Annotated in this window: 21 protein-coding genes and 2 pseudogenes; 10 read left to right on the forward strand and 13 right to left on the reverse strand. The window is 44.4% G+C overall.

Annotated elements, in window-relative coordinates:
- Window position 1: 1 nt before the first annotated feature.
- The 9 genes from carB to ACF1X7_RS03710 all read right to left on the reverse strand — a co-directional run bounded on the left by carB (window position 2) and on the right by ACF1X7_RS03710 (window position 11,906).
- Complete coding sequence (gene carB / locus ACF1X7_RS03670; RefSeq protein WP_411162433.1) at window positions 2–3,184, reverse strand: carbamoyl-phosphate synthase large subunit; 3,183 nt, start codon at window positions 3,182–3,184, stop codon at window positions 2–4.
- An 18-nt stretch (window positions 3,185–3,202) separates the two neighbouring features.
- Complete coding sequence (locus ACF1X7_RS03675) at window positions 3,203–4,279, reverse strand: carbamoyl phosphate synthase small subunit (protein WP_064777152.1); 1,077 nt, start codon at window positions 4,277–4,279, stop codon at window positions 3,203–3,205.
- 8 nt (window positions 4,280–4,287) lie between these two features.
- Entirely contained in the window at window positions 4,288–5,574 is a 1,287-nt protein-coding gene (locus ACF1X7_RS03680; RefSeq protein ID WP_411162434.1) for a dihydroorotase, read from the reverse strand.
- A gap of 14 nt (window positions 5,575–5,588) precedes the next feature.
- Window positions 5,589–6,506: an aspartate carbamoyltransferase catalytic subunit gene (locus ACF1X7_RS03685; RefSeq protein ID WP_064777154.1), complete on the reverse strand. Its 918-nt coding sequence runs from the start codon at window positions 6,504–6,506 to the stop codon at window positions 5,589–5,591.
- Window positions 6,493–7,800 carry a uracil-xanthine permease family protein gene (locus tag ACF1X7_RS03690; RefSeq protein WP_411162435.1) on the reverse strand — a complete coding sequence of 436 codons (1,308 nt, stop codon included), beginning with the start codon at window positions 7,798–7,800 and terminating at the stop codon, window positions 6,493–6,495. Before ACF1X7_RS03690 ends, ACF1X7_RS03685 begins: the two co-directional genes overlap by 14 nt.
- 163 nt (window positions 7,801–7,963) lie before the next feature.
- On the reverse strand, window positions 7,964–8,506 hold the full coding sequence (gene pyrR / locus ACF1X7_RS03695) for a bifunctional pyr operon transcriptional regulator/uracil phosphoribosyltransferase PyrR (protein WP_039099085.1): 543 nt from the start codon (window positions 8,504–8,506) through the stop codon (window positions 7,964–7,966).
- Between the two features lie 169 nt (window positions 8,507–8,675).
- Window positions 8,676–9,581, reverse strand: a complete 906-nt coding sequence (locus ACF1X7_RS03700; RefSeq protein WP_004270422.1) for an RluA family pseudouridine synthase — start codon at window positions 9,579–9,581, stop codon at window positions 8,676–8,678.
- Window positions 9,574–10,029 carry a signal peptidase II gene (gene lspA, locus ACF1X7_RS03705; protein WP_064777156.1) on the reverse strand — a complete coding sequence of 152 codons (456 nt, stop codon included), beginning with the start codon at window positions 10,027–10,029 and terminating at the stop codon, window positions 9,574–9,576. Before lspA ends, ACF1X7_RS03700 begins: the two co-directional genes overlap by 8 nt.
- A gap of 203 nt (window positions 10,030–10,232) precedes the next feature.
- Window positions 10,233–11,906 (reverse strand): formate--tetrahydrofolate ligase, encoded by a 1,674-nt coding sequence (locus ACF1X7_RS03710; RefSeq protein ID WP_064777157.1) that lies wholly within the window; start codon window positions 11,904–11,906, stop codon window positions 10,233–10,235.
- Between the two features lie 160 nt (window positions 11,907–12,066).
- Between ACF1X7_RS03710 and ACF1X7_RS03715 the strand changes: the two genes are divergently transcribed.
- Window positions 12,067–12,273: a cold-shock protein gene (locus ACF1X7_RS03715; protein WP_004270420.1), complete on the forward strand. Its 207-nt coding sequence runs from the start codon at window positions 12,067–12,069 to the stop codon at window positions 12,271–12,273.
- A gap of 68 nt (window positions 12,274–12,341) precedes the next feature.
- On the opposite strand, the gene ACF1X7_RS03720 is transcribed toward ACF1X7_RS03715, so the two are convergent.
- Window positions 12,342–12,752: an EbsA family protein gene (locus tag ACF1X7_RS03720; protein WP_039099087.1), complete on the reverse strand. Its 411-nt coding sequence runs from the start codon at window positions 12,750–12,752 to the stop codon at window positions 12,342–12,344.
- 77 nt (window positions 12,753–12,829) lie between these two features.
- Between ACF1X7_RS03720 and ACF1X7_RS03725 the strand changes: the two genes are divergently transcribed.
- The 5 genes from ACF1X7_RS03725 to nrdF all read left to right on the forward strand — a co-directional run bounded on the left by ACF1X7_RS03725 (window position 12,830) and on the right by nrdF (window position 18,877).
- On the forward strand, window positions 12,830–13,225 hold the full coding sequence (locus ACF1X7_RS03725; RefSeq protein WP_004270838.1) for a ribonuclease HI family protein: 396 nt from the start codon (window positions 12,830–12,832) through the stop codon (window positions 13,223–13,225).
- Window positions 13,226–13,298: 73 nt separating this feature from the next.
- Complete coding sequence (gene cls, locus ACF1X7_RS03730) at window positions 13,299–14,756, forward strand: cardiolipin synthase (RefSeq protein ID WP_064777158.1); 1,458 nt, start codon at window positions 13,299–13,301, stop codon at window positions 14,754–14,756.
- Window positions 14,757–15,077: 321 nt separating this feature from the next.
- Window positions 15,078–15,308: a glutaredoxin-like protein NrdH gene (gene nrdH, locus ACF1X7_RS03735; protein ID WP_004270829.1), complete on the forward strand. Its 231-nt coding sequence runs from the start codon at window positions 15,078–15,080 to the stop codon at window positions 15,306–15,308.
- Between the two features lie 114 nt (window positions 15,309–15,422).
- Window positions 15,423–17,594, forward strand: a complete 2,172-nt coding sequence (nrdE, locus tag ACF1X7_RS03740; protein ID WP_064777159.1) for a class 1b ribonucleoside-diphosphate reductase subunit alpha — start codon at window positions 15,423–15,425, stop codon at window positions 17,592–17,594.
- Window positions 17,595–17,920: 326 nt separating this feature from the next.
- Window positions 17,921–18,877 (forward strand): class 1b ribonucleoside-diphosphate reductase subunit beta, encoded by a 957-nt coding sequence (nrdF, locus tag ACF1X7_RS03745; protein WP_004270820.1) that lies wholly within the window; start codon window positions 17,921–17,923, stop codon window positions 18,875–18,877.
- A gap of 53 nt (window positions 18,878–18,930) precedes the next feature.
- On the opposite strand, the gene ACF1X7_RS03750 is transcribed toward nrdF, so the two are convergent.
- A complete protein-coding gene (locus ACF1X7_RS03750) occupies window positions 18,931–19,437 on the reverse strand; it encodes a MarR family winged helix-turn-helix transcriptional regulator (protein WP_004270828.1) in 507 nt (168 codons plus the stop codon).
- 138 nt (window positions 19,438–19,575) lie between these two features.
- Here ACF1X7_RS03750 and ACF1X7_RS03755 point away from each other — a divergent pair.
- Window positions 19,576–20,148: pseudogene (locus ACF1X7_RS03755) on the forward strand (ABC transporter ATP-binding protein); the annotation flags it as partial.
- A gap of 158 nt (window positions 20,149–20,306) precedes the next feature.
- On the opposite strand, the gene ACF1X7_RS03760 reads toward ACF1X7_RS03755, so the two are convergent.
- The gene (locus ACF1X7_RS03760; protein ID WP_039099091.1) at window positions 20,307–20,789 is read right to left on the reverse strand and encodes a hypothetical protein; all 483 of its coding nucleotides are present in this window, start codon (window positions 20,787–20,789) and stop codon (window positions 20,307–20,309) included.
- 165 nt (window positions 20,790–20,954) lie between these two features.
- Here ACF1X7_RS03760 and ACF1X7_RS03765 point away from each other — a divergent pair, with 165 nt between their 5' ends.
- The 3 genes from ACF1X7_RS03765 (at window position 20,955) to ACF1X7_RS03775 (ending at window position 22,764) form a co-directional block, all read left to right on the forward strand.
- Window positions 20,955–21,422, forward strand: coding sequence for a DUF2975 domain-containing protein (locus ACF1X7_RS03765; RefSeq protein WP_064777160.1), 468 nt, complete (start codon window positions 20,955–20,957; stop codon window positions 21,420–21,422).
- A gap of 11 nt (window positions 21,423–21,433) precedes the next feature.
- The gene (locus ACF1X7_RS03770) at window positions 21,434–21,640 is read left to right on the forward strand and encodes a helix-turn-helix domain-containing protein (RefSeq protein WP_004270834.1); all 207 of its coding nucleotides are present in this window, start codon (window positions 21,434–21,436) and stop codon (window positions 21,638–21,640) included.
- A gap of 110 nt (window positions 21,641–21,750) precedes the next feature.
- Window positions 21,751–22,764, forward strand: a complete 1,014-nt coding sequence (locus tag ACF1X7_RS03775; protein ID WP_064777161.1) for a lipoate--protein ligase — start codon at window positions 21,751–21,753, stop codon at window positions 22,762–22,764.
- A gap of 26 nt (window positions 22,765–22,790) precedes the next feature.
- On the opposite strand, the pseudogene ACF1X7_RS03780 reads toward ACF1X7_RS03775, so the two are convergent.
- Window positions 22,791–22,919, reverse strand: a pseudogene (locus ACF1X7_RS03780) (IS30 family transposase); the annotation flags it as partial.

Here is a 22,919-nt window from a genome sequence, read left to right on the forward strand (position 1 = left end):
TTTAAAGTGGTTTGGTCAGGAGCGATTGAGATTCTAGGACCGCTAAGATCGCATCAGCGGTATCCAATGAGGTCATCAATGGAATGCCGTGTTCAATGGCGGTTTGGCGAATGACGATGCTGTCTTTAGCGACTTGTGGGGCTTCGTTCAAGCCGGTTGTGTTGATGACCAGTTGAATGTGGCCGGCTTTGATTTTATCAAGTAAATCGCCGCTCGTAGCATTAATCTTGGCAACGGATTGCACTGGCACACCTGCTGCTTGGAATTCTTGACTAGTCCCAGGCGTGGCAATGATTTGATAGCCAACTTCGCGGAAGCGTTTTGCTAATTCGAGCGCTTGTGTCTTATCTTGGTTAGTAATTGTCATTAAGACGTTCCCGTGACTTGGTAAGTGCATCCCACTAGCTTCGAACGCTTTATAGAGTGCTTTTTGCATCGTTACGTCAGTTCCCATGACTTCCCCGGTCGATTTCATTTCTGGCCCGAGTAAGCTATCAACCCGCGTGAGTTTCGAGAATGAGAAGACAGGTGCTTTAATATGAATTAGTGGGCCCGCTGGTAATAGACCGGTTGGGCTCTTTAATTCAGCTAGTGTGCTGCCTAAAATGACTTGGGTGGCCAGTTGCGCCATCGAGATGCCGGTGACTTTACTCAAGAATGGAACGGTCCGACTAGCCCGTGGATTGACTTCAATCACGTAGACTGCTTCATTTTGGATAATGAATTGGATGTTTAACAAGCCGCGACATTCAAGTGCTAAACAGAGCTTGGTCGTGTAAGTGATGATGGCTTGTTTTTCCGCATCCGTCAGATTTTGTGGTGGATAAACCGCCATTGAATCGCCCGAATGAACACCAGCGCGTTCGATATGTTCCATAATTCCCGGAATTAAGACATCTTTGCCGTCACAGATGGCATCGACTTCGCATTCTTTGCCCATTAAGTAGCGGTCAATTAGGACCGGTTGGTCGACTGAAACTTTAACGGCCTCTTTCATGTAATGTGTAAGGTCTTCTGCAGTATGAACGATTTCCATTGCCCGCCCGCCTAAAACGAAACTAGGTCGGATTAAGACCGGATAACCAATCTCTTCAGCAATCTTCAACGCATCTGGCGTATTGGTTGCGGTTGCCCCGACTGGTTGTGGAATGTCGAGTTCGGCGATTAATTGATCGAATTGGTCACGGTTTTCAGCGCGTTTTAAGTTCGCGACGCTTGTCCCGAGAATCTGCACACCATTTTCGGTCAGTGGTTCGGCAAGGTTGATGGCTGTTTGCCCCCCGAATTGCACAATCACCCCTTCTGGTTTTTCGAGTTCAACGACGTTGAGGACATCTTCTAGTGTCAGTGGTTCGAAGTACAATTTATCTGAAATTGAAAAGTCAGTCGAAACTGTTTCTGGATTACTGTTCATGATAATTGCTTCGTAGCCCGCCTTTTGGATGGCTTGCACACAGTGGACGGTTGCATAATCGAATTCAACCCCCTGCCCAATCCGAATTGGACCGGAACCAATCACTAAGATTGAAGGCTTTGTGCTGACAATGCTTTCGTTTTCTTGTTCGTAAGTCGCGTAGTAATAAGGTGTTTGTGATTCGAATTCGGCTGCACAAGTATCGACCATCTTATAAACTGGCTGAATGCCACTTTCTTGGCGCATTTGGCGGACTTGGGCAGGCATGATTTGCCAAGTTGCGGCAATTTTAGCGTCGGCAAAGCCATTTTTCTTGGCGAGTTCGAGTAATTCTAAGTCACCTTTATCGGTCCGGAGTTGTTCTTCAATTTCAACAATGTGGCTGAGTTTATCCAGGAAGAAAAGATCAATTTTTGTCAATTCACTAAGTTCTTGAATTGAATAACCGCGGCGCAATGCTTCGGCAAGGTAGAAAAGTCGGTCGTCTTGGGGATGTACAATCTGTTGGACAAGGTCGTTATCACCGACTGCCGTCAATGCTGGAATTTCGAGATGGTCAGTGCCAATTTCAAGTGAGCGAACGGCTTTGAGTAATGCTTCTTCAATGTTGCGTCCAATGGCCATCACTTCACCGGTGGCCTTCATTTGGGTGCCGAGTTGCCGATCACCTTTGTTGAATTTATCAAATGGCCAACGGGGAATCTTCGCAACGACGTAATCGAGCATCGGTTCAAATTGCGCATAGGTTGTCCCGGTGATTGGATTATGAATTTCATCAAGTGTTAAACCGATGGCGATTTTAGCCGCCATTTTTGCAATTGGATAGCCAGTTGCTTTAGAAGCAAGGGCTGATGAACGACTCACCCGTGGATTGACTTCGATAATGTAGTAGCGGTCGCTATTAGGATCAAGGGCGAGTTGAACGTTACAGCCCCCTTCAATCTTCAAGGCGCGAATGATTTTAAGTGCGGCATCGCGTAATGCTTGGACTTCACGGTCACTTAAGGTTTGAACGGGTGCAAATACGATGGAATCGCCAGTATGAATCCCGACTGGGTCGAAGTTTTCCATGTTGCAGACGACTAGCGCGTTGTCATTTTTGTCGCGCATGACTTCGAATTCGATTTCCTTGAAACCGGCAATACTTTGTTCAACGAGGACTTGTCCGACTGGAGATAGGCTAAGCCCGTTTTTGACAATTGTGCTCAGTTCACCGGCATTTTCGGCAATCCCGCCACCAGTGCCACCAAGGGTAAAGGCTGGACGGATAATGACCGGATACCCGTTTTCGTTAACGAATGTTTGGGCTTCAACGAGTGAATGGGCAATCGCAGATTCTGGAATCGGCTCGTTTAACTGATTCATCAAGTTTTTAAACAGTTCGCGGTCTTCAGCTTGATCAATCGCGCTGAGCTTGGTACCGAGCAATTCAATGTTCAGCTCGGCGAGAATCCCGTTGTTTGCCAGTTCCAAAGCCATATTTAAGCCGGTTTGGCCGCCGAGGGTTGGTAAGATGGCATCTGGGAGTTCTTTGCGTAGAATTTGCGTGACAAAGTCAATCGTGATCGGTTCGATATAAACCGTATCAGCAACGGCTTTATCAGTCATGATTGTCGCAGGATTTGAGTTAATTAAAACGACTTGGTAGCCTTCTTCTTTAAGCGCTAAGCAGGCTTGAGTGCCTGAGTAATCAAACTCGGCGGCTTGACCAATTACGATTGGGCCAGAGCCAATCACTAAAATTTTATGAATATCGGTACGTTTTGGCATCACTAAATCCCCTTTTTACTATTTTTGGCGGCGATTGAAGTCATCGATCATGTCGATAAATTCATCGAATAGATGTGCAGCGTCGTGTGGACCAGGGGCTGCGTCTGGATGGAATTGAACGGAAAAGGCCGGATATTGTCTATGACGGAGACCTTCGACTGTTTGATCGTTAATTTCAACGTGTGTAATCAGAAGGTTTTGTGGGTCGATGGAGTCGGCATCCACGGCGTACCCATGATTTTGAGATGTGAAGTCGATCCGTTTGGTGGCAACTTCTCGGACCGGATGGTTGAAACCACGGTGGCCGAACTTCATCTTGTAGGTTTTAGCCCCATTGGCGAGGGCAAAAAGTTGGTGACCGAGACAAATCCCGAAAATCGGCACTTTACCTTGAATCCCTTTGATCATTTCAATGGCTTCTGGCACATCTTCTGGATCACCAGGGCCGTTGGTTAACATGACGCCGTCTGGATCGAGACTCAGAATTTCTTCAGCTGTTGTGTTGTATGGTAAGACAGTGATGTTACAGTCGCGTTTTGACAGTTCACGAAGGATACTATGTTTTAAGCCAAAGTCAATCACGACGATGTTCCGCCCGTTAGCAGGACTCGGATAAGGTTTGGCCGTTGAGACTTGTTGGACTTGGTTTTTTGGTAAGACCAATGCCTTGAGTTGATCGAACGCGTGATCGTCTGCGGCATCAACGATGCTGGCTCTCATGGTCCCTTTATCGCGCAGACGGCGAGTGATTGCCCGCGTATCGATGCCGGCAATCCCAGGAATTTTCTTTTGCTTTAAAAAGTCATCAAGACTCATATTCATCCGCCAGTTATTTGCTAGGCGTGGTGTTTCATGGACGACAACCCCTTTACAGGTTGGTTTAATCGATTCAAAGTCGTCGCGGTTGACCCCGTAATTACCGATTAAAGGGTATGTAAAAGCGATGATTTGGCCGTTGTATGATTGATCAGTAATGGTTTCTTGGTACCCACTCATCCCGGTGTTAAAGACGATTTCGCCTGTCGAGATAATTGGGGCGCCAAAACCGGTGCCGGGGAAGATGGTGCCATCTTCTAAAATAAGGTAACGTTTCATCTTTTAGTTCACTCCTTTTGATATGCAATCTGACCAGCAACCAAGGTTAATAAAGTATCACCTTGCACTGCTTCGCCGATAAATGGCGTGTTGTGGCCTTTCGATAAGAAAGTGTTTGCGTCGATTGTGGTGGTATCCGTTAAATTAAAAACAGCAAGGTCAGCTGGTTGGCCAACCGCTAACTGGCCGGCGTGTGGTAAGTTGAAAACATGGGCCGGGTTGGTTGTTAGCCAGCTTGTCAGTTGCGCGAGACTAAATGGACCGTTGGCAACTAAATGTGTGTATAACAAGCTAAAGGCTGTTTCACTCCCTACTATACCAAATGGCGCTTTCAATAACGACTGTTGTTTCTCTTCTGTGGTATGCGGTGCGTGATCGGTCGCAATAATATCAATCGTCCCATCCATTAAGCCCGCCCAGAGTGCTTGGCGATCTGCAAGTGTTCGTAGTGGCGGATTCATTTTGAGCATTGCGTTGTCACTGGTAATCGCTGAATCATTGAGTAACAAATGATGTGGGGTGACTTCGCAAGTGACGTTGAGGCCATCTTTTTTTGCGCGGCGAACGAGATTGACGGTTTCCTTAGTTGAGATGTGGCAGATATGATAATGAACGCCGGTCGCCCGCGCTAGCTCGATATCCCGGGCGACTTGGGCGGATTCACTGACACTCGCAATTCCGGGAATGCCTAGTTTTTTAGCGGCTTGACCGTCGTGAATGACGCCGCCGTTGACGAGTGATTCATCTTCGACGTGCGCGACGATGGGCATGTTAATCTGGGCGGCCATCTGCATCGCTTGGTACATTGTTTGTGCCGTTTGTACCCCATGACCATCGTTGGTAAAGCCTGCTGCACCAGCTGCCTTAAACGCCGACATGTCGACAATTGTTTGTTCAGTTAACTCATTGGTAATCGGTGCAAATTGATATGTGTGGACGCTGGTTTCTGCCTGATTGCGTGCAACCAGTGTCTTGAAATCTAGCAAGTTATCAGGTACGGGCCTTAAGTTCGGCATTGCAATTACGCTAGTAAAACCACCGTGGGCAACCGCTGCGCTCCCTGTTTTGAGTGTTTCTTTTGTCGTGAAGCCTGGATCTCTGAAGTGGACGTGTCCGTCGATTAAGCCGGCACTGACGAAATGGCCGTGTGCGTCATAAATCGTTTCTGGGTCGGTTGGGACTGCGGTAATCGTTGGTTCAATTGCCGTAATCTGACCGGTTGCATCGATGGCGATGTCGCGTTTTTGCAGTTGGCCGTCAATCAAGACTTGGCCGTTTTTGATCAATTGATACATAGCAGATCCCCCTCTTAATGTTGAATCAGATGTTGTTGGTCTAATAGGTGTTCAATGATGGCCATCCGCATAAAAACGCCGTTGGTCATTTGTTTAAAAATTCGCGATTGTGGGGCTTCAACTAGTTCGTCGGCAATTTCAACGTCACGATTGACGGGTGCTGGGTGCAACCAGATAGCACTGGACTTAAGGTGTGCTGCCCGCTCAGTTGTTAAACCGTACTGAGTATGGAATGCAGCATCGGATAAGGTTTCATCGGCAGCAAAGCGTTCGTGTTGAATCCGGAGTAACATGACGACGTCAACTTCTGGTAAGACGTCATCGAGTTGGGCTGGTTGTCCGTATTGGGCAAATTCAGGGGCGAACCATTCCTCAGGGCCGGCAAAATACAATGTTGCGCCGAGTTGTTTGAGCAGTTGCATATTTGACCGTGCCACCCGGGAATGACGCAAGTCACCACAGATGACGACTTTTAAGCCTGCAAAGTGGCCGAACTCTTCGTGAATCGTCATTAAATCGAGTAAGCATTGGGATGGGTGTTGCCCACTCCCATCGCCCGCATTGGCCAGTGCCATGTGGAATTGATCATCTGCAAGTAAGGCGTCGTAATAATTATTCTGAGAATGGCGGACAGCAACGAAATCGACGCCAATGGCTTGTACCGTTTTGAGCGTATCGCTGAGGGTCTCGCCTTTGGAAGTCGAACTCGTATCGGCATTGAAGTCTAAGACGGTCATGCCGAGTTTGCGTTCTGCCATTTCGAAACTCGTATGGGTCCGTGTGCTATTTTCAAAGAATAGGTTCATTGCGTAGACCGGCCGAGTTAATTTGCTTGTCGCGCCCTTTTTAAAGGCGCTAGCGCGGTTGATGAGACCTGCGACTAAATCATTGGTGAGTTGATCAACGGAAACCAACGCGTTATGCTTTTGCATTTTGTTGAGCCTCCAATTCAAGTTCGCTCTTTGCTTTATCCGGTAAAACAAGGTTTAAGACAATCCCAAGGACGGTGGCGATGGCTAGCCCTGAGAATTGGTATTGGCCTAATTGTAAGTAGGCATTGCCAATCCCGATGACGAGGATTGATGAACCAATCATTAAGTTGCGTTTCTTATCAAAATCGACTTGTTTGTCGATTAAGACGCGCAAACCGCTTGAGGCGATGACCCCGAAGAGTAAGAAGCTAATCCCACCAATTACGGGTGCGGGGATGCTTTGAATCAACGCGCTCAGTTTGCCGATGAAGCCGAAGATCATGGCGAAGAATGCGGCGCCACCTAAGACCCAGACACTGTGGACTTTGGTGATGGCGAGGACACCGATGTTTTCACCATAACTTGTGACGGGCGGTCCTCCGACAAAAGCGGCGATGATTGAGGCTGTCCCGTCCCCGGCTAACGTGCGGTGAAGACCAGGATCTTTAAAGAAGTTACGCTTGGTGAGTTTGTTTAAGACCATAATGTGGCCCATGTGTTCGGTCATTGTGACAAAGGCAATTGGTGCCATGCTGAGAATCGCGCCCCAGTACAGACCGGGTTTGTAAGTGACAAATGGGACTTGGAAGTCTGGTACTTTAAACCAAGGGGCGTCCATCACGGGTTGAAAATCGACGATTCCGAACAAGACGGCGATGATGTAGCCAGTAATGATGCCGAGCAAGATGGGGACTAAGCTCATGAATCCTTTGAGATACATATTAAAGCCGATGGTGATTAACAACGTTAGTAAAGCGACTGCGAAGAATTTTAAGTCGTAATTCCCGTGGGCATTGATAGTGGCTTGTTTGGCAGCTGTGCCAGCGAGTGATAAGCCAATCACCATCACGATTGGGCCGACAACAATGGGTGGTAAGGCTTTGTCGATCCAGTCGGAACCAATCAGACTGACTAAGATTGAAACGATTAAGTAGACTGCCCCAACCGCCATTGTCCCTTGTGCAATCCCAGGATAGCCAGTCGTTTTCATTAAAGCGAGCATTGGCACGATGAATGAGAAACTCGACCCCATGTATGCTGGAATCTTGCCTTTGGTAATCAAGAGGTACATTAAAGTGCCGACCCCGGAACTGAATAACGCAATCCCTGGGTTTAAACCGACTAAGATTGGCACTAGGACGGTTGAGCCAAACATTGCAAACATATGTTGAATGGATAAACCAATCCATTTACCGGTGCTGGGGCGTTCGTTGACGTCTAAGACCGCATCGGGATTTCTAAATTGTGTAGCCATAAGTATTTCCTCCATGTCGCCGACTTTTTGAACCAAAAAAAGACACACGCTCCAACAGATTGGTAGGTGTGTCCCTTGACGGACTTAGGCCCCTTTTTTTAGGCGCACTAAGTTCAAGACAAACCCTTTTGCTCTCTCTGGAGACAATTAAACGGTTCAGTCGTTATTTAGTTAGTTTTTCGATGGTAATCCCATCATGTTGATCAATTTCTTCCATCGCAACGCGAATTTGTTCGTTGAGGGCGGTTGGAATATTTTTACCGACAAAATCGGGGCGAATTGGTAATTCACGATGACCACGATCGACTAAGACAGCCAATGAAATTTTCTTTGGCCGGCCTAAGTCCATTAAGGCGTCAAGCGCGGCCCGAATCGTCCGCCCTGTGTAAAGCACATCGTCGATTAAGATGACATGCTTATTTGTGATATCAACGGGAATATCGCTCCCGTTAATCTGTGGTTCATTTTGTGTATCAAGATCATGTTGATCATCGCGGTATAACGTAATGTCTAGTGTACCGACGGGCAATGCGATGCCTTCTAATTGTTCGAGGCGTTCTGCAATCCGTTGGGCAATAAACACGCCACGGGTTTTAATGCCGACGAGGACGAGATCTGAAATCCCCTTATTCTGTTCGATAATTTCGTACGTAATCCGAGTAAAGACCCGTTTCATTGTGTTACTGTCGACCACTTCTTTGACCATCGTAAAGACTCCTTCCAAACAAAAAACCTCTCAAACCGATAAGGTCGAGAGGTTACAGTTAGAGACTCCGCGTCTAGTGGTGCTTTCACCGTACCTTCTCGGCCTCACGGGACCGATTTTAAAGGCTTCTATTAAGTTAGACCTAGCTTAACGGAGAATCCTTGATTTGTCAATGATTTTCACGTAATTCGGTTAAAGTTTTCTCGAAGATTGCGGGTAATGGGGCTTCAAAGCGCATCATTTCGCCCGTCGTTGGGTGCTTAAAGCCTAATACAGCAGCATGTAAGAACTGACCATGCCCAGCTAAAGTTTTGCGGGGACCATAAACGGGATCGCCAGCAACTGGCCGGTTAATATAGGCTAAGTGAACGCGAATTTGATGGGTGCGCCCAGTTTCTAGTCGACATTTGATTAATGTGAAGTCTTCAAACCGTTCCATGACCGTAAAATGCGTGACCGCTGGGCGGCCATCTTCGACGATTGCTTGTTTCATCCGGTCGACTTTTGAACGACCAATGGGTGCATCAATGGTCCCCTCGTCTTCTTCGATGTTGCCGTGGACTAGCGCGATATATTCACGTAAGTTTTCCTTAGCTTTGAGTTGGGCGGATAAAGATTCGTGGGCTTCGTTGGTTTTAGCCACCATCAAAAGACCAGAGGTATCTTTATCAATTCGATGGACAATCCCCGGCCGGAAGACGCCGTTGATTTCAGACAATGGGGTGTGCGCCAATAAAGCGTTGACCAATGTCCCATTCGGGTGGCCAGCTGATGGATGAACCACCATCCCTTGTGGTTTATTGACTACGAGGACTTGATCGTCTTCATAGACGATATCGAGCGGAATATCTTCTGGGGTTAAGTCGAGCGTGACAGGGTCTGGAATATTGACGGTGACGACATCCCCTGTTACGACTTTGCGGTTACTCTTACAAGGTTGATCATTGACTTGCACCAAGTCTTTTTTCAACCATTGCTGGATTTGTGAACGTGAGTAATCGGGTAGTAATTGGGTGAGCGCCTTATCAATCCGGCCTGTTTCAGTTGTAATCGTTAATTGTTTAGTTTCAGTCATGAGTCACTTTCTCTTTCAACAAAATAGCAATAAAGACGCAGATGACGCCTACTGTTAAGGCAACATCCGCAACGTTAAAGATGGGGAAATTAATAAATTCGATTTGGAACATGTCTACGACGTACTTAAGGTGGAGCCGATCGATGAAGTTACCAAGTGTTCCGGCTAACAGCAACGTTAAACTGATCCGGTAAAATTTTTCAGTGCGATCAGAGGTATAAAATAAGTAGCCAATTACCCCGAGGGCCACAATGGTGACGAGGTAGAAAAACCACTGTTGACCGGCCAAGATACTCCACGCAGCCCCATCGTTTTGAACATACGTTAAACTCAGCACGTTCGGAATAACGGGTTGGGTTGCTGCAAAGGCAACATGGGCAACAATCCAGCTTTTTAAAAGTTGGTCACCGAGTACAATGACTGCGGCTAAAACGATATAGATGAGCATGGGAACCTCCTATTCATACAATCTACCATTGTCCTTAAAATCGGCTGACTTGTCAATCAGTTTTCGAGATGGGCGTTAGGATATTGGAAAACGTGCTTTTCAAGCTAACTTTCTGCGCTTAACCAAATTTGCCAAATCGCCGATTGTATCGGCAATTCGTCAAATTCTATTAATGCTCAGAAGCTAACCGTTTCAAACGCACTCTAGAATAATCCGCTAATCAGGCCATCTTCTGTGACGTCCATGTTGAGGGCGGCTGGTTTCTTTGGTAGACCTGGCATGGTGAGGACTGTGCCGGTCATTGCGACGATGAAGCCTGCGCCAAGCTTTGGAATCAATTCACGGACGTGAACGGTGAAATCAGTTGGTGCGCCTAATGCTTTTGGATCGTCTGAGAGTGAATATTGTGTTTTGGCGATACAGACTGGTAAGTGGTCCCAGCCATTTTTTTCGATTTCTTTCAGTTGGTTGATAGCTTTGCCCTCGAAAACAACCTCTTTACCGCCATAGATGTCAGTGACAATTGTGGTTAGTTTCGATTGAATGTCGGCGTTTGAATCATATAATGGTTGGAAGTTTTTAGGTTGATCGAGTGCTTCTAAGACGGCCTGGGCTAAATCAAGGCCACCTTTACCACCATGTGCCCAAACACTAGCTAAAACGGCTTTGACACCCAGTTCAGCACATTTTTCTTGGAGCATTGTAACCTCTACTTCGGTATCACTTGTAAACTCATTGATGGCAACGACTACGGGAATGCCGTAACGTTGCATATTAGCAATATGTTTGGCTAAGTTACTAAACCCTTTGTCTAACGCACCGAGATTTTCAGTGGTTAAATCAGCTAAAGCAACACCACCGTTGTATTTTAACGCCCGAACAGTGGCAACAATCACGATGGTATCAGGAGTCTTGCCAAGTTGTGGGACTTTGATGTCTAGGAACTTTTCAGCACCTAAGTCAGCGCCGAAGCCAGCTTCAGTAATCGCAATATCACCCATTTTTAGGGCCGTTTGGGTTGCTAAAATACTGTTACAGCCGTGGGCGATATTGGCAAATGGTCCACCGTGAATTAAGGCTGGTGTATGTTCAAGCGTTTGGACGAGGTTTGGTTTGAGGGCATCTTTTAAAAGCATCGCGATTGCACCGGTGATTTCGAGCTCGCCAACTGTGACGGGTTGCCGATCATAAGTGTAACCAATGACGATTTGGCTAATGCGCCGCTTCAAGTCAGTAATGTCAGTTGCTAAGCAGAGAATGGCCATTAATTCGCTAGCAACGGTAATGTCAAAACCATCTTGGCGCGGCACCCCTTGCACTGGACCACCAAGTCCAATGACAACTTGGCGTAATGCACGATCATTAATATCAAGCGCCCGTTTCCAAATAATTCGGCGGGGATCAATGTTGAGGGCATTTCCCTGTTGCAGATGGTTATCGATTAGGGCGGCTAAAGTATTCACAGCAGCGGTCAATGTGTGCATATCCCCTGTAAAATGTAAGTTAATATCTGCCATTGGTACTACTTGGGCATAGCCCCCACCAGTTGCGCCACCTTTCATCCCCATGACGGGGCCTAGTGAAGGTTCACGTAAAGCAATGACGGCTGATTGATCTAGTTGACGAAGGGCGTCGCCAAGACCGACAGTCACGGTTGATTTACCTTCTCCAGCTGGTGTGGGATTGATTGAGGTCACTAAGATGAGTTTGCCATCTTCTTTTTCTTTCAATCGATTAATGGCAGCGAAATTAACCTTCGCTTTATACGGTCCATATTGTTCTAAATCAGCGGCCGTTAAACCAGCTTGTTCGGCAATTGCCGTGATTGGCTGCATCTCCTTAGCTTCATTTTCCTGTGCTATTTGAATATCTGACATACCGCCCAGCTCCTTTTTATTTATGATACTACCTAGTATAGCTGATTACGTACGGAATTGGCAGATGGGATGCTTAAAAAGAACGATATTCTTCGACACACTTCTTTGTACGTGGTAAAATAAGCGTGTACGCTGATTAACATTTCAAGGAGGGATTGTGATGGAACGAGGAATCGTTAAGTGGTTTAGCAATGCTAAAGGTTATGGCTTCATCAGTTATGGAGATGACGAGGAGGTTTTCGTCCATTTTACCGCAATCCAAACCGACGGCTATAAATCATTGAATAAAGACGAGCCGGTATTATTTGAGATTAAAGAAGGCGCCCGCGGTTTGCAGGCAGCTAACGTGCAAAAGATAGCAGAATAAAAATACGTTTAAACGCTAAAAAAGAGCCACGACAAGATTAATGTTTGTCGTGGCTCTTTTTTATTTAACTATTCTTCAATTGGCCAACCATTTTGTTTCAGTTGTTCAACGAATGCCTGCTTGGCTTTGCGACTAAGGAGTATTTGTTCGGGTTGGTAATCAAGTTCGTTGGTTTTAATTAATAAACCATGTTTTTGGACAATAATGGTCGTAGTCGTTTCACGGTTGATGGTTCGACTATATTTAAATACCGGCCGTTTAAGCGTGATCACGTCTGCCGTCATTGAAACACGATGCCCGAAAATGACCCATAGCGTCAAACAAACGGCAATTAAGCCGATGCCCCACGATTGCCAGTTTAAGTTGATGAGTTCAAGTTGTACAATTAAAGCTAATGTATAGACGAAGCCAATCCAAGACCAAATCGTCACGAAGTAAGCATAATTTGGTTGGTAGAATGCGGTGGTTGTCTTTTGCATGAGAACACTCCTTTTTACGTTTTGTATCATACCATTAACCTGACCCTGCTGTCAGTGAAAGGCGGTAAATTTTAAGAATGATTAAACTTTATACGGACGCAGCAACTCGTGGCAATCCCGGACCAAGTGCGGCGGGAATTTTAATCGTGACACCAGAGCGACAATATCAACTACAAGCACCTTTGCCAGAACAGTCCAATCATGATGCAGAATTTGCGGCGGTCATTCTTGGCTTAGAACAACTAGCCAATCGGGGGCTTACCACGAAAATACTACAGATTAACGTTGACAGCAAGCTTGTCTTTCAGAGCCTAGAAAAGCGGTATGCTAAACATTATCAAGCTGCCGTCGACCGGATTCTAGCACTTGAGGCGCCCTATTCAATGGTCATCCACCAATGGATTCCAGAGCGTCAGAATCAGGGGGCGCACCATCTGGCCCAACAGGGATTACCTCATTTAACTGACTGTTGATAGGCTTAACTAGCGCTTTGAGCGTGATTTTAGTAAAATAATAAGCAACGCTAGAATTTTGGAGGAGTACGATATGGTTTTAGTTACAGAAATAATGTCATTCATCATCTTCATTAATGCCTTATTGGCAATTATTACAATTTTGAGACAGCCCCGCGATATTGCGGCCACCTGGGCGTGGCTGCTAGTCTTAATTTTACTACCCGTGGGCGGTTTTATCCTATATATGTTTACCGGACGGGGCTTATCGCGGAAAAAGATTTTCCAAAGTCAATCGCAAATCGATGATGGGCTTTCCGCATTGGTCGACATTCAACGTAAGGAAAATCGTAAAAACGACCTCTTACCGAAAAAGATGCTTTCCAGTGAAGCATCCGAAATGGTGAATCTCTTTTTAAATATTAATAATGCACCCGTTTTAAAGAATAACCATGTCAAAATCTATACTGACGGGCAAGCAAAGTTTGACGCCCTCTTTGCCGACATCAAACAAGCTCAAAAAAGTATTCATATCGAATATTATACGATCTATAATGACCGATTGGGCAATGAGTTACAACAACTATTGATTCAAAAAGCCAAAGAAGGCGTTTCAGTCAACGTTGTCTACGATGCTTGGGGCTCCCAAGGCGCAACGCAAAAATGGTGGCGCGCACTTGAAGATGTCGGTGGCCACGCGCGAACGTTCTTCAGTTCAAAACACACGATTACCGATTTTCGCTTGAACTTCCGTGATCACCGTAAGATTGTGGTAATTGACGGTAAGATTGGTTATATTGGTGGCTTTAACGTTGGCGATCAATATCTAGGCCGGAGTAAGAAATTCGGATATTGGCGTGATACCCATATGCGGATTACCGGCAATGCCGTGTTAGCCTTACAAGTACGCTTTATGATGGACTGGAACGCGAGTGTTGAGCCTGCGATTAAGTTAACTTACTCGGAAGAACTCTTCCCAGTGGACCAATCCCAAAATCGTGGATCAGCAGCCATGCAAATTGTCTCAAGTGGTCCCGATAAATTAGATGAACAAATCAAACTCGGTTATCTGAAGATGATTAGTACCGCTAAGAAGCGTTTATGGATTCAAACGCCCTATCTAGTTCCGGATGATAGTATTATTGATGCGTTGACGACTGCGGCAATGTCTGGGGTGGATGTTCGTATCATGACGCCTAACATGCCGGATCACCCCTTCATCTACCGTGCAACGGAATACTACAGTCAACTCTTGCATGCAGCTGGCGTTAAGATTTACCGGTATGAAGATGGATTCTTACATGCTAAGACAGCGGTCATGGATGGGCATATCAGCACTGTAGGTTCTGCCAATATGGATATCCGTAGTTTCAAGCTGAACTTTGAAGCCAATACGTTTATTTACGATCCGAAAGTTGCAGCGCAACTTGAAGCGATCTATCAGGCTGATATGGAAAAAGCATCCCTACTAACAGACGAAATAATCGCCCAACAGTCAACTTGGTTAAAATTTAAACAAAAATTTTCACGGTTACTTTCACCAATTTTATAAAATGTTCGTTAACTCATTTTTATGATGGTGCAATATTAAATTAATCCCAATCTAAAAAAATTTTTAAAATCTGTTAAGCTTTGTCCGGCGTGCTTTTGAAAAATTTTGCGCATTAGCAGGGATTGACTTTACCCATAAATATGTTTAACTTAAGTACAGGACGTTGCCCAAGACAATCAAATGAACATTCGTAAACGACCACTATAATTAGTGGTCGTTTTTTGTTTTATCTACAATATGTGGTGTTTATTGATTGCATCTTCCATTTCAAAACGGTATACTATTTTTATCGATAAGAGAAATACAAGGGAGTTAACGATTATGGCAAATATCACATTATATACTAAGAACGGCTGCCCACAATGCCGGATGACGAAACACTTTTTAGAAACGCACAACGTTCCTTTTGTTGAACATAACATCAATGACGAACCACAATATATTGATTACTTGAAGGAACAAGGTTTCCAAGCCGTTCCCGTTTTAGAAGCGGATGGCTTAGAAAGCTTCTCAGGTTTTAGACCAGCGGAATTGCAAAAATTGGCGATTTAAGCACCATGCATTCCCAGTTTTAACGGGTGAGGCCGACTCTTGATTACTAAAGAGTTGGTCTTCACTTTTTTTGAACCCTAAAACAGCTAATATGACTAGAAAGTGGTGGCAAGGATGTCTTTAAAAGAGATTAAAACCGAAGATGTAACATACTATGAATTGAATAACCAAATTAATATTCCAGTGAATGGTCAAATTCCATTACAAAAGGATCAAGAAGCACTCGATGCCTTTTTGGAACAAAACGTACAACCCAATATGGTGACGTTTAAATCACTTCAAGATCGTCTAGATTATTTAGTCGCGGAAAATTATTATGAAGCAGATTTTTTGAAGGCTTATTCTCTTTCATTCATGGAAGAATTGAATCAATATTTAAAGGACCAAGACTTCCACTTCAAGTCATTTATGGCTGCTTATAAGTTCTATGCGCAATACGCATTAAAAACAAACGACAATGGCTTTTATCTTGAAGATTTTAAAGATCGCGTTTTTGTGAATGCTCTCTACTTCGCAGATGGTGATCAAACCCTTGCGCTGCAACTAGCGGATGAAATGATCCACCAACGTTATCAACCGGCAACACCATCGTTTTTGAATGCTGGGCGTTCACGGCGTGGTGAATTAGTTTCATGTTTCTTACTCCAAACAACCGATGATATGAATTCAATTGGTCGGACGATTAACTCGGCACTTGAATTATCACGGATTGGTGGCGGGGTTGGGATTAGCTTGTCGAACCTCCGTGGAGCTGGCGATCCAATCAAAGGCATCGACGGTGCAGCAAGTGGTGTCCTCCCTGTCATGAAGTTATTGGAGGATTCTTTCTCATACTCAAACCAATTAGGTCAACGGCAAGGCGCCGGCGTGGTTTATTTAAACGCCTTCCATCCAGATGTGATTGCTTTCTTAGGTGCTAAAAAAGAAAATGCAGACGAAAAATATCGTTTAAAGACCCTCTCATTAGGCTTAGTCGTCCCCGACAAGTTCTATGAATTGGTGAAAGCTGATGCTGATATGTATTTATTCAGCCCTTACGGTGTTGAAAAAGAATACGGCGTACCTTTCTCATATGTTGACATCACCAAAGAATATGACAACTTAATCGCCAACGATAACATCAAGAAAACCAAAATTAAAGCCCGTGATTTAGAAAATGAAATTAGTAAATTGCAACAAGAATCAGGTTATCCTTACATCGTCAATGTGGACACAGCCAATGCTGCGAACCCAATTGATGGGAAGATCATCATGAGTAACCTCTGTTCTGAAGTCCTCCAAGTGCAAACCCCGTCACAAATTAATAACCGCCAAGAATATGACGTGTTAGGGACGGATATCAGTTGTAACCTGGGTTCAACGAATATTCCGAACATGATGACGTCACCTGACTTTGGTGGTTCTATCGAAGCCATGGTGCGTGCTTTAACCTACGTCACAGATCATTCTGATATTGATGTGGTCCCTTCTGTGGCTCATGGGAACGAATTGGCCCACACCATTGGTTTAGGTGGCATGGGTCTGCATACCTTCTTTGCCAAGAACCACATGATGTATGGGTCAGAAGAATCAATCGACTTTACCAGTAATTATTTCATGCTTTTAAACTACTGGACACTTGTTGCTTCAAATAAGATTGCTAAGGAACGTCAGATGACCTTTGCCAACTTTGAAAAGAGTAAGTATGCTGATGGTAGTTACTTCGATCAATACCTCACTGAAGACTGGGCCCCTAAGACGGACAAAGTCAAAGCGATTTTCAAGGACATTATGATTCCCGCAAAAGCCGATTGGGAAGCTTTAAAACTAGCCATCATGCAAGACGGTTTATACCATCAAAACCGCTTAGCCGTTGCACCAAACGGTTCAATTTCATACATCAACGATACTTCTGCCAGCTTACAACCGATTGTTAACCGGATTGAAGATCGGCAAGAAAAGAAAATTGGGACAATCTACTACCCTGCCCCAGGTCTTTCAAACGACACTATGCCATATTATGAATCAGCTTATGACATTGACATGCGTAAAGTTATCGACATCTACGCAGCAGCACAAAAACATGTCGACCAAGGGATGAGTATGACGCTCTTCATGCGTTCAACGATTCCAGCAGGCCTTTACGAATGGAAAAACGGCCGGACTGACAAAATGACCACCCGGGACTTAAACATCTTAAGAAACTACGCCCACCACAAAGGGATTAAATCAATCTACTACATCCGGACTTACACAGACGACGAAAGTGAAGTCGGCGCAAACGCATGCGAAAGCTGTGTGATCTAGAGTGCGTTTGAAACGGTTTGACTTTGAGCATTAGTCTAACTCGGCGAATAACTGCTATAAGCAGTTGTTTGACGAGTGTAACTAAGCGCAGAAGTCAGTTTCAAAAAGCACGTTTCAAAACAGAGTGCGACGGCAGGCGTTTATATTTTGAGCATTAGCATAGGGAAGCGAATTAGCGAAGTAGTCGATGATTTGATTCACTGGGCTAAGCGCAGAAAGTTAGCTTGAAAAGCACGTTTCAAAGCAAGCACCAAATCTCCACTCCAGCTGCTCGTCAGCTGGCCTACATACCTAAAAAAGAAGCACGTTAAAAGGAGTTCATGAACATGGCAGAAAATTATATTGCAATTAACTGGAACCAAGTTGAAGATCAAATTGATAAAGCAACCTGGGAAAAATTAACCGAACAATTTTGGTTAGATACGCGGATTCCCCTTTCCAATGACTTAGATGACTGGCGCAGTTTACCAGACAATGAAAAATGGATCGTCGGGCATGTCTTTGGCGGTTTAACCCTACTTGATACGCTACAATCACAAGATGGGATGGCCAGCTTAAAAGCCAATATCCGCACCCAACATGAAGAAGCCGTTTTAAACAACATTCAATTCATGGAATCCGTGCATGCGAAGAGTTATTCATCCATTTTTTCAACGTTAAACACACCAACTGAAATTGATGAAATCTTCGACTGGACCAACACAAATGAATTCTTGCAATACAAAGCCAACAAGATTAACGATATCTATCAAAACGGCACACCCTTGCAACAAAAAATTGCCAGCGTCTTTTTAGAAACCTTCCTCTTTTATTCTGGTTTCTATACCCCACTCTATTACTTAGGGAACAATAAGTTGGCCAACGTTGCTGAAATCATTAAATTGATTATCCGTGATGAATCAGTCCATGGGACTTACATCGGCTATAAGTTCCAATTAGCCTTCAATGAATTGGATAAGTCAGAACAAGAAGAATTACAAAACTGGATGTATGATTTACTGTACGACTTATATGCCAACGAAGAAAAATACACCCACGAAGTTTATGATGGCACTGGTTGGACAGAAGAAGTATTAACTTACCTCCGTTATAACGCCAACAAAGCCTTAATGAACCTCGGTCAAGGCGCCCTCTTCCCAGATAGCGCTGAAGATGTGAACCCCGTGATCTTGAATGGGATGTCGACTTCAACTGCCAACCACGATTTCTTCTCCCAAGTTGGGAATGGTTATCGCTTAGGGAATGTGGAAGCGATGGAAGATAGTGATTACGACTTTGATTAATTAAATGCAATAGCGCGCCCCACTAATTTAAGTGAGACGCGCTATTTTTTTGGTTATTTTTTAAATTGTTTCAGATATCGTCCGGCCAATAATTTATGAAACTTAACGCCCAACGTCGGATTTGAGGCATCAATATCGGCATACATCGCCGTTGTAATCTTGTTGAGTAGTGGCACTAACTGGTCGAGTTCTGCCTCGGTCAAGGCGTTCACAAACGGTGGCACCTCTTGATTGGCAGTTTCAATTTCTTGGCGACCGGCATCCGTTAAGTTAACTAAATTAACCCGGCGATCACTTGGGAGCTTACTTAACGTCACCAGCTCGCGTTTAGCGAGTTTAGCGACAAATTCACTGGTTGATTGAGGTGACATTCCCAAACGCGTTGCTAGTTCACGTTGCGATAAGTGATCTTCATCAGCAAGTGCCAATAGAATCTTCCCCTGGCCTTCGACGATTAAATGCGGGCGTGCTTGTTTAACGATATCATCGTAGATCTTACTGAGTTGTTCATATTCAGCTAATTTTCCGGCGACCAATTCGGCCTTGACACTCTTTGCCATACGTCATCTTCCCTTCGCTGTTTTGATTAGTATACACCATTCCAAAATCTAAGAGTAGCAATCCTTGACATTTTAATCAGGAGCCCTTACTATATAAATTAATCAGGTGACCTGATTATTAAACAAGGAGGCAATATTATGTGCAGTGAGCATGTCATTGAAGTGAACAATATTCAAAAAGCATTTGGGACCAAAAAAGTAGTGCGTTCCGTTTCGCTACCCATTTCTAAAGGTGAGATTTTCGCATTATTAGGGCCCAATGGTGCCGGGAAAACAACGCTCTTAAAAATGATGACCACCCTCCTACGACCAGATAGTGGCACAATCACATTAAATGGCTTTGATACGATAACACAAAGCCGCCAAGTGCGCCAACAGTTTAGTGTCACCAATCAAACAGCGGCAATCGATTAAGACTTAAGTGCGCGCGAGAATCTCCGCTTATTTGGGCGGTTAAATGGGCTCAGTGCCAAAGCGAGTCGAACCCGAGCTAACGAGTTACTGACGGACTTTGATTTGGACCAATCAGCGGATCAAACATTGGCGACTTTTTCAGGTGGGATGCGGCGACGGTTGGACTTAGCGGTCAGCTTAGTTGGCAAGCCAAGGATCCTCTTTCTCGATGAACCTACCACTGATCTGGATCCAAGAGCCCAGACGCAAATGTGGCATGCGATTCAAAAATTAGTCGCAGTTGTTAATCTGATTGTTCCGTGTTTAGGTAAACTAGTCCCTTTTTTTAGTCTGTGTTTTGGGTGGTGTGTGTGTTTCAATGGAACGATTGCAACCAGTCATAAAAAACATTGTGATAGATAGTAATAAAATGAAGACAGGCATTATTTTTTTCATAGTGATTGTTTTCTCCCTGATCATTGAATTTGATAAATTGGATAGCGATTGTAGAGTGGGTCGTTTAGATTGGCCGTCGCAACAATGGCTTGCAGTGTGAAGTCGCGCGGAATGCCTACTGTGACCATCCCATAGCCAAAGTCTTGGTGTGGTTTAAACTGATTATCGGCAATAAAAATGAAGCCGTCTTCGTCCAGTTTTTGATAGGAATCGTGCGCTAGTGTTTGCGTAGTTGTTTGACTCAAAAACGTTTTGAGCTTATCTTTCGTATTCAGTTGTTCATTCGGTTGATGCGCAATGACGAAAAAGGTTTTATGCCGGTAAGACAGCCAATAGGCTTGGACATCTTTTTTGTCGTAAGTCTGTTGGTTTTGTGGACGCACCGTTTTTTTCTGCGAACTATGCTGAGGCGTCGTTGTTTTTGCAGGATGGTTCTGACAGGCTGTTAGTCCCAATAATGCAACGGTCAGCGTCAATGTTAGCCAGAGATGCCTGATTTTCATAAGATCAGTCCTTCACAGTTTAGTTTACCCCCTATAATTATAACAGTTACGCCTACTTTGACTAGTCTTAAATATTAAGTTTTATCGAAAAACGATAAAAATTAATTGTTTTTCAATAAAAAACGATTATAATAAAACTATTCTTAAAAACGAGGTATCAGATGAATGTTAAAAAAATGGCTACTTAGAATGGCATTACTCGGAATTGCGGCGGTATTTGGTCTGTTAAGTTTGTTAGTGACGATCCAAATTGTGACCACGAAACACTTAGAATACCCAGCGATAATCTGGATGTTGGCGATTGCTGCGTATGGTGTGACGGCTAGTATTTGGTTTGCATTAATCAAGTTGGCGCAGATTCTCCGCTTAATTGAGCACCATCAAGTTTTTCTCCCTCAGACGCTACGATATGTATCAGCAATTAGAAAAGCGATTTTGGTTGCGAGTTTGACGGCCCTTTTTGCCCTACCCTTTTTCTACCGGATTACGCAACTCGAAGATGCACCAGGCTTGATGTTGCTTGGGTTAGGCCTGATCTTCATTCCGTTTGCAATCCTTATTTTGATGCAGATTGTTGAAGATCTTTTTAAAAGTGCAATCGCCCTTCAATCTGAAGTCGATTTAACGGTCTAAGGAGGAATTCAATGGCCATTCGTGTGAATTTAGACGTAATTCTCGCTCAACGGAAAATGAGTGTCACGGCGCTTGCTGAACAGGTCGATATTACGATTGCGAACCTTTCGAATTTAAAAACCGGTAAAGCCAAAGCAATTCGCTTTTCGACGCTCGAGAAGTTATGTCGCGTATTAGACTGCCAACCTGGTGATATTTTAGAATATAGCGATGATTAATCCTGCGGCCCCCTTTTATCGGGGACCGCTTTTTTAATGCTTCAGTACACTGGTTGATGCGATATGTAGTATAATAAATCCGTAGTGATTATGAAAGGGGTTTTATGCTGATGTATTACGTTGTGATGAAGTCAAATGATATTCGCCGAAACTTGGCAACCGAACAATATTTAATGAATCAAAAAAATTTCGATGAACCACTCTTACTATTCTACATTGAGAAACCATGCATTATCGTGGGCCGCAACCAAAATACGTATGAAGAAATCAATCAAAAATACGTGGAAGACCATGATATTACGGTCACACGCCGGTTGTCTGGTGGCGGTGGGATTTATCAAGATCTCGGTAACCTTTGTTTCAGTTTCGTGGTGAACGCAGATTCTGAACAATTCGGTGATTTCAAATCCTTCACGCAACCAATCGTCGATGCACTCCATCAAATGGGCGCCACAACGGCTGAAGTTTCTGGTCGCAATGATATGTTAGTGGACGGTAAAAAATTCTCAGGGAACGCGATGTACACCAAGAATGGTAAAACCTTCTCCCACGGCACCCTTTCATGGGATGTTGATTTAGATGTTTTGACCCAAGCCTTGAATGTCCCTGCAGATAAGATTGTGTCAAAAGGCATTAAATCGATTCGACAACGCGTCACAAACCTAAAAGGGCACGTTGACCCTGAATACCAAAACATGTCGACAGAAGAGTTCAGAGACGTCTTATTACTGAACTTGATGCACGCCGATCAACTAGCTGATATTGCCGACCGCGAATATCAATTAACGGCCGCAGACGAACAAGCCATCGATAAGATTTTTAACGATCTCTATAGCAATTGGGACTGGGTCTATGGCAAGTCACCTAAATCAACGGTTCAAAAACGCAAACACTTCGATTTCGGGACGATTGATGCGCGCTTGTTAATCGAAAATGGGAAGATTGCCAACGTCAAGTTCTACGGCGACTTCTTTGGTTCCGGTGATGCTAATCAATTGGCTGAAAAATTAGTCGGGACGGTTTATGACCGTGAACATTTAGCAAGCACTCTTGAACCAATCGACACCACGTCCTACTTCACAGGGATTCCAAAAACAGAATTAGTTGAATTATTAGCACAATAAAAAAGAGTGTGTGGTAGATTGCAAATTTAATCCGAATTTTTGGACAAATTTGTCAGCATAACCTGATACGGTGTTTGCCAGTCGAGTATTTTAAGCGGTCGCTGGTTAATTTGGAGTAACGTCGTCGTTAAATCTTGAGCACTAATGTGCTCAAA

The organism is Latilactobacillus sp. VITA-14, from assembly GCF_046580785.1.
GTDB classification, from domain to species: domain Bacteria; phylum Bacillota; class Bacilli; order Lactobacillales; family Lactobacillaceae; genus Latilactobacillus; species Latilactobacillus curvatus.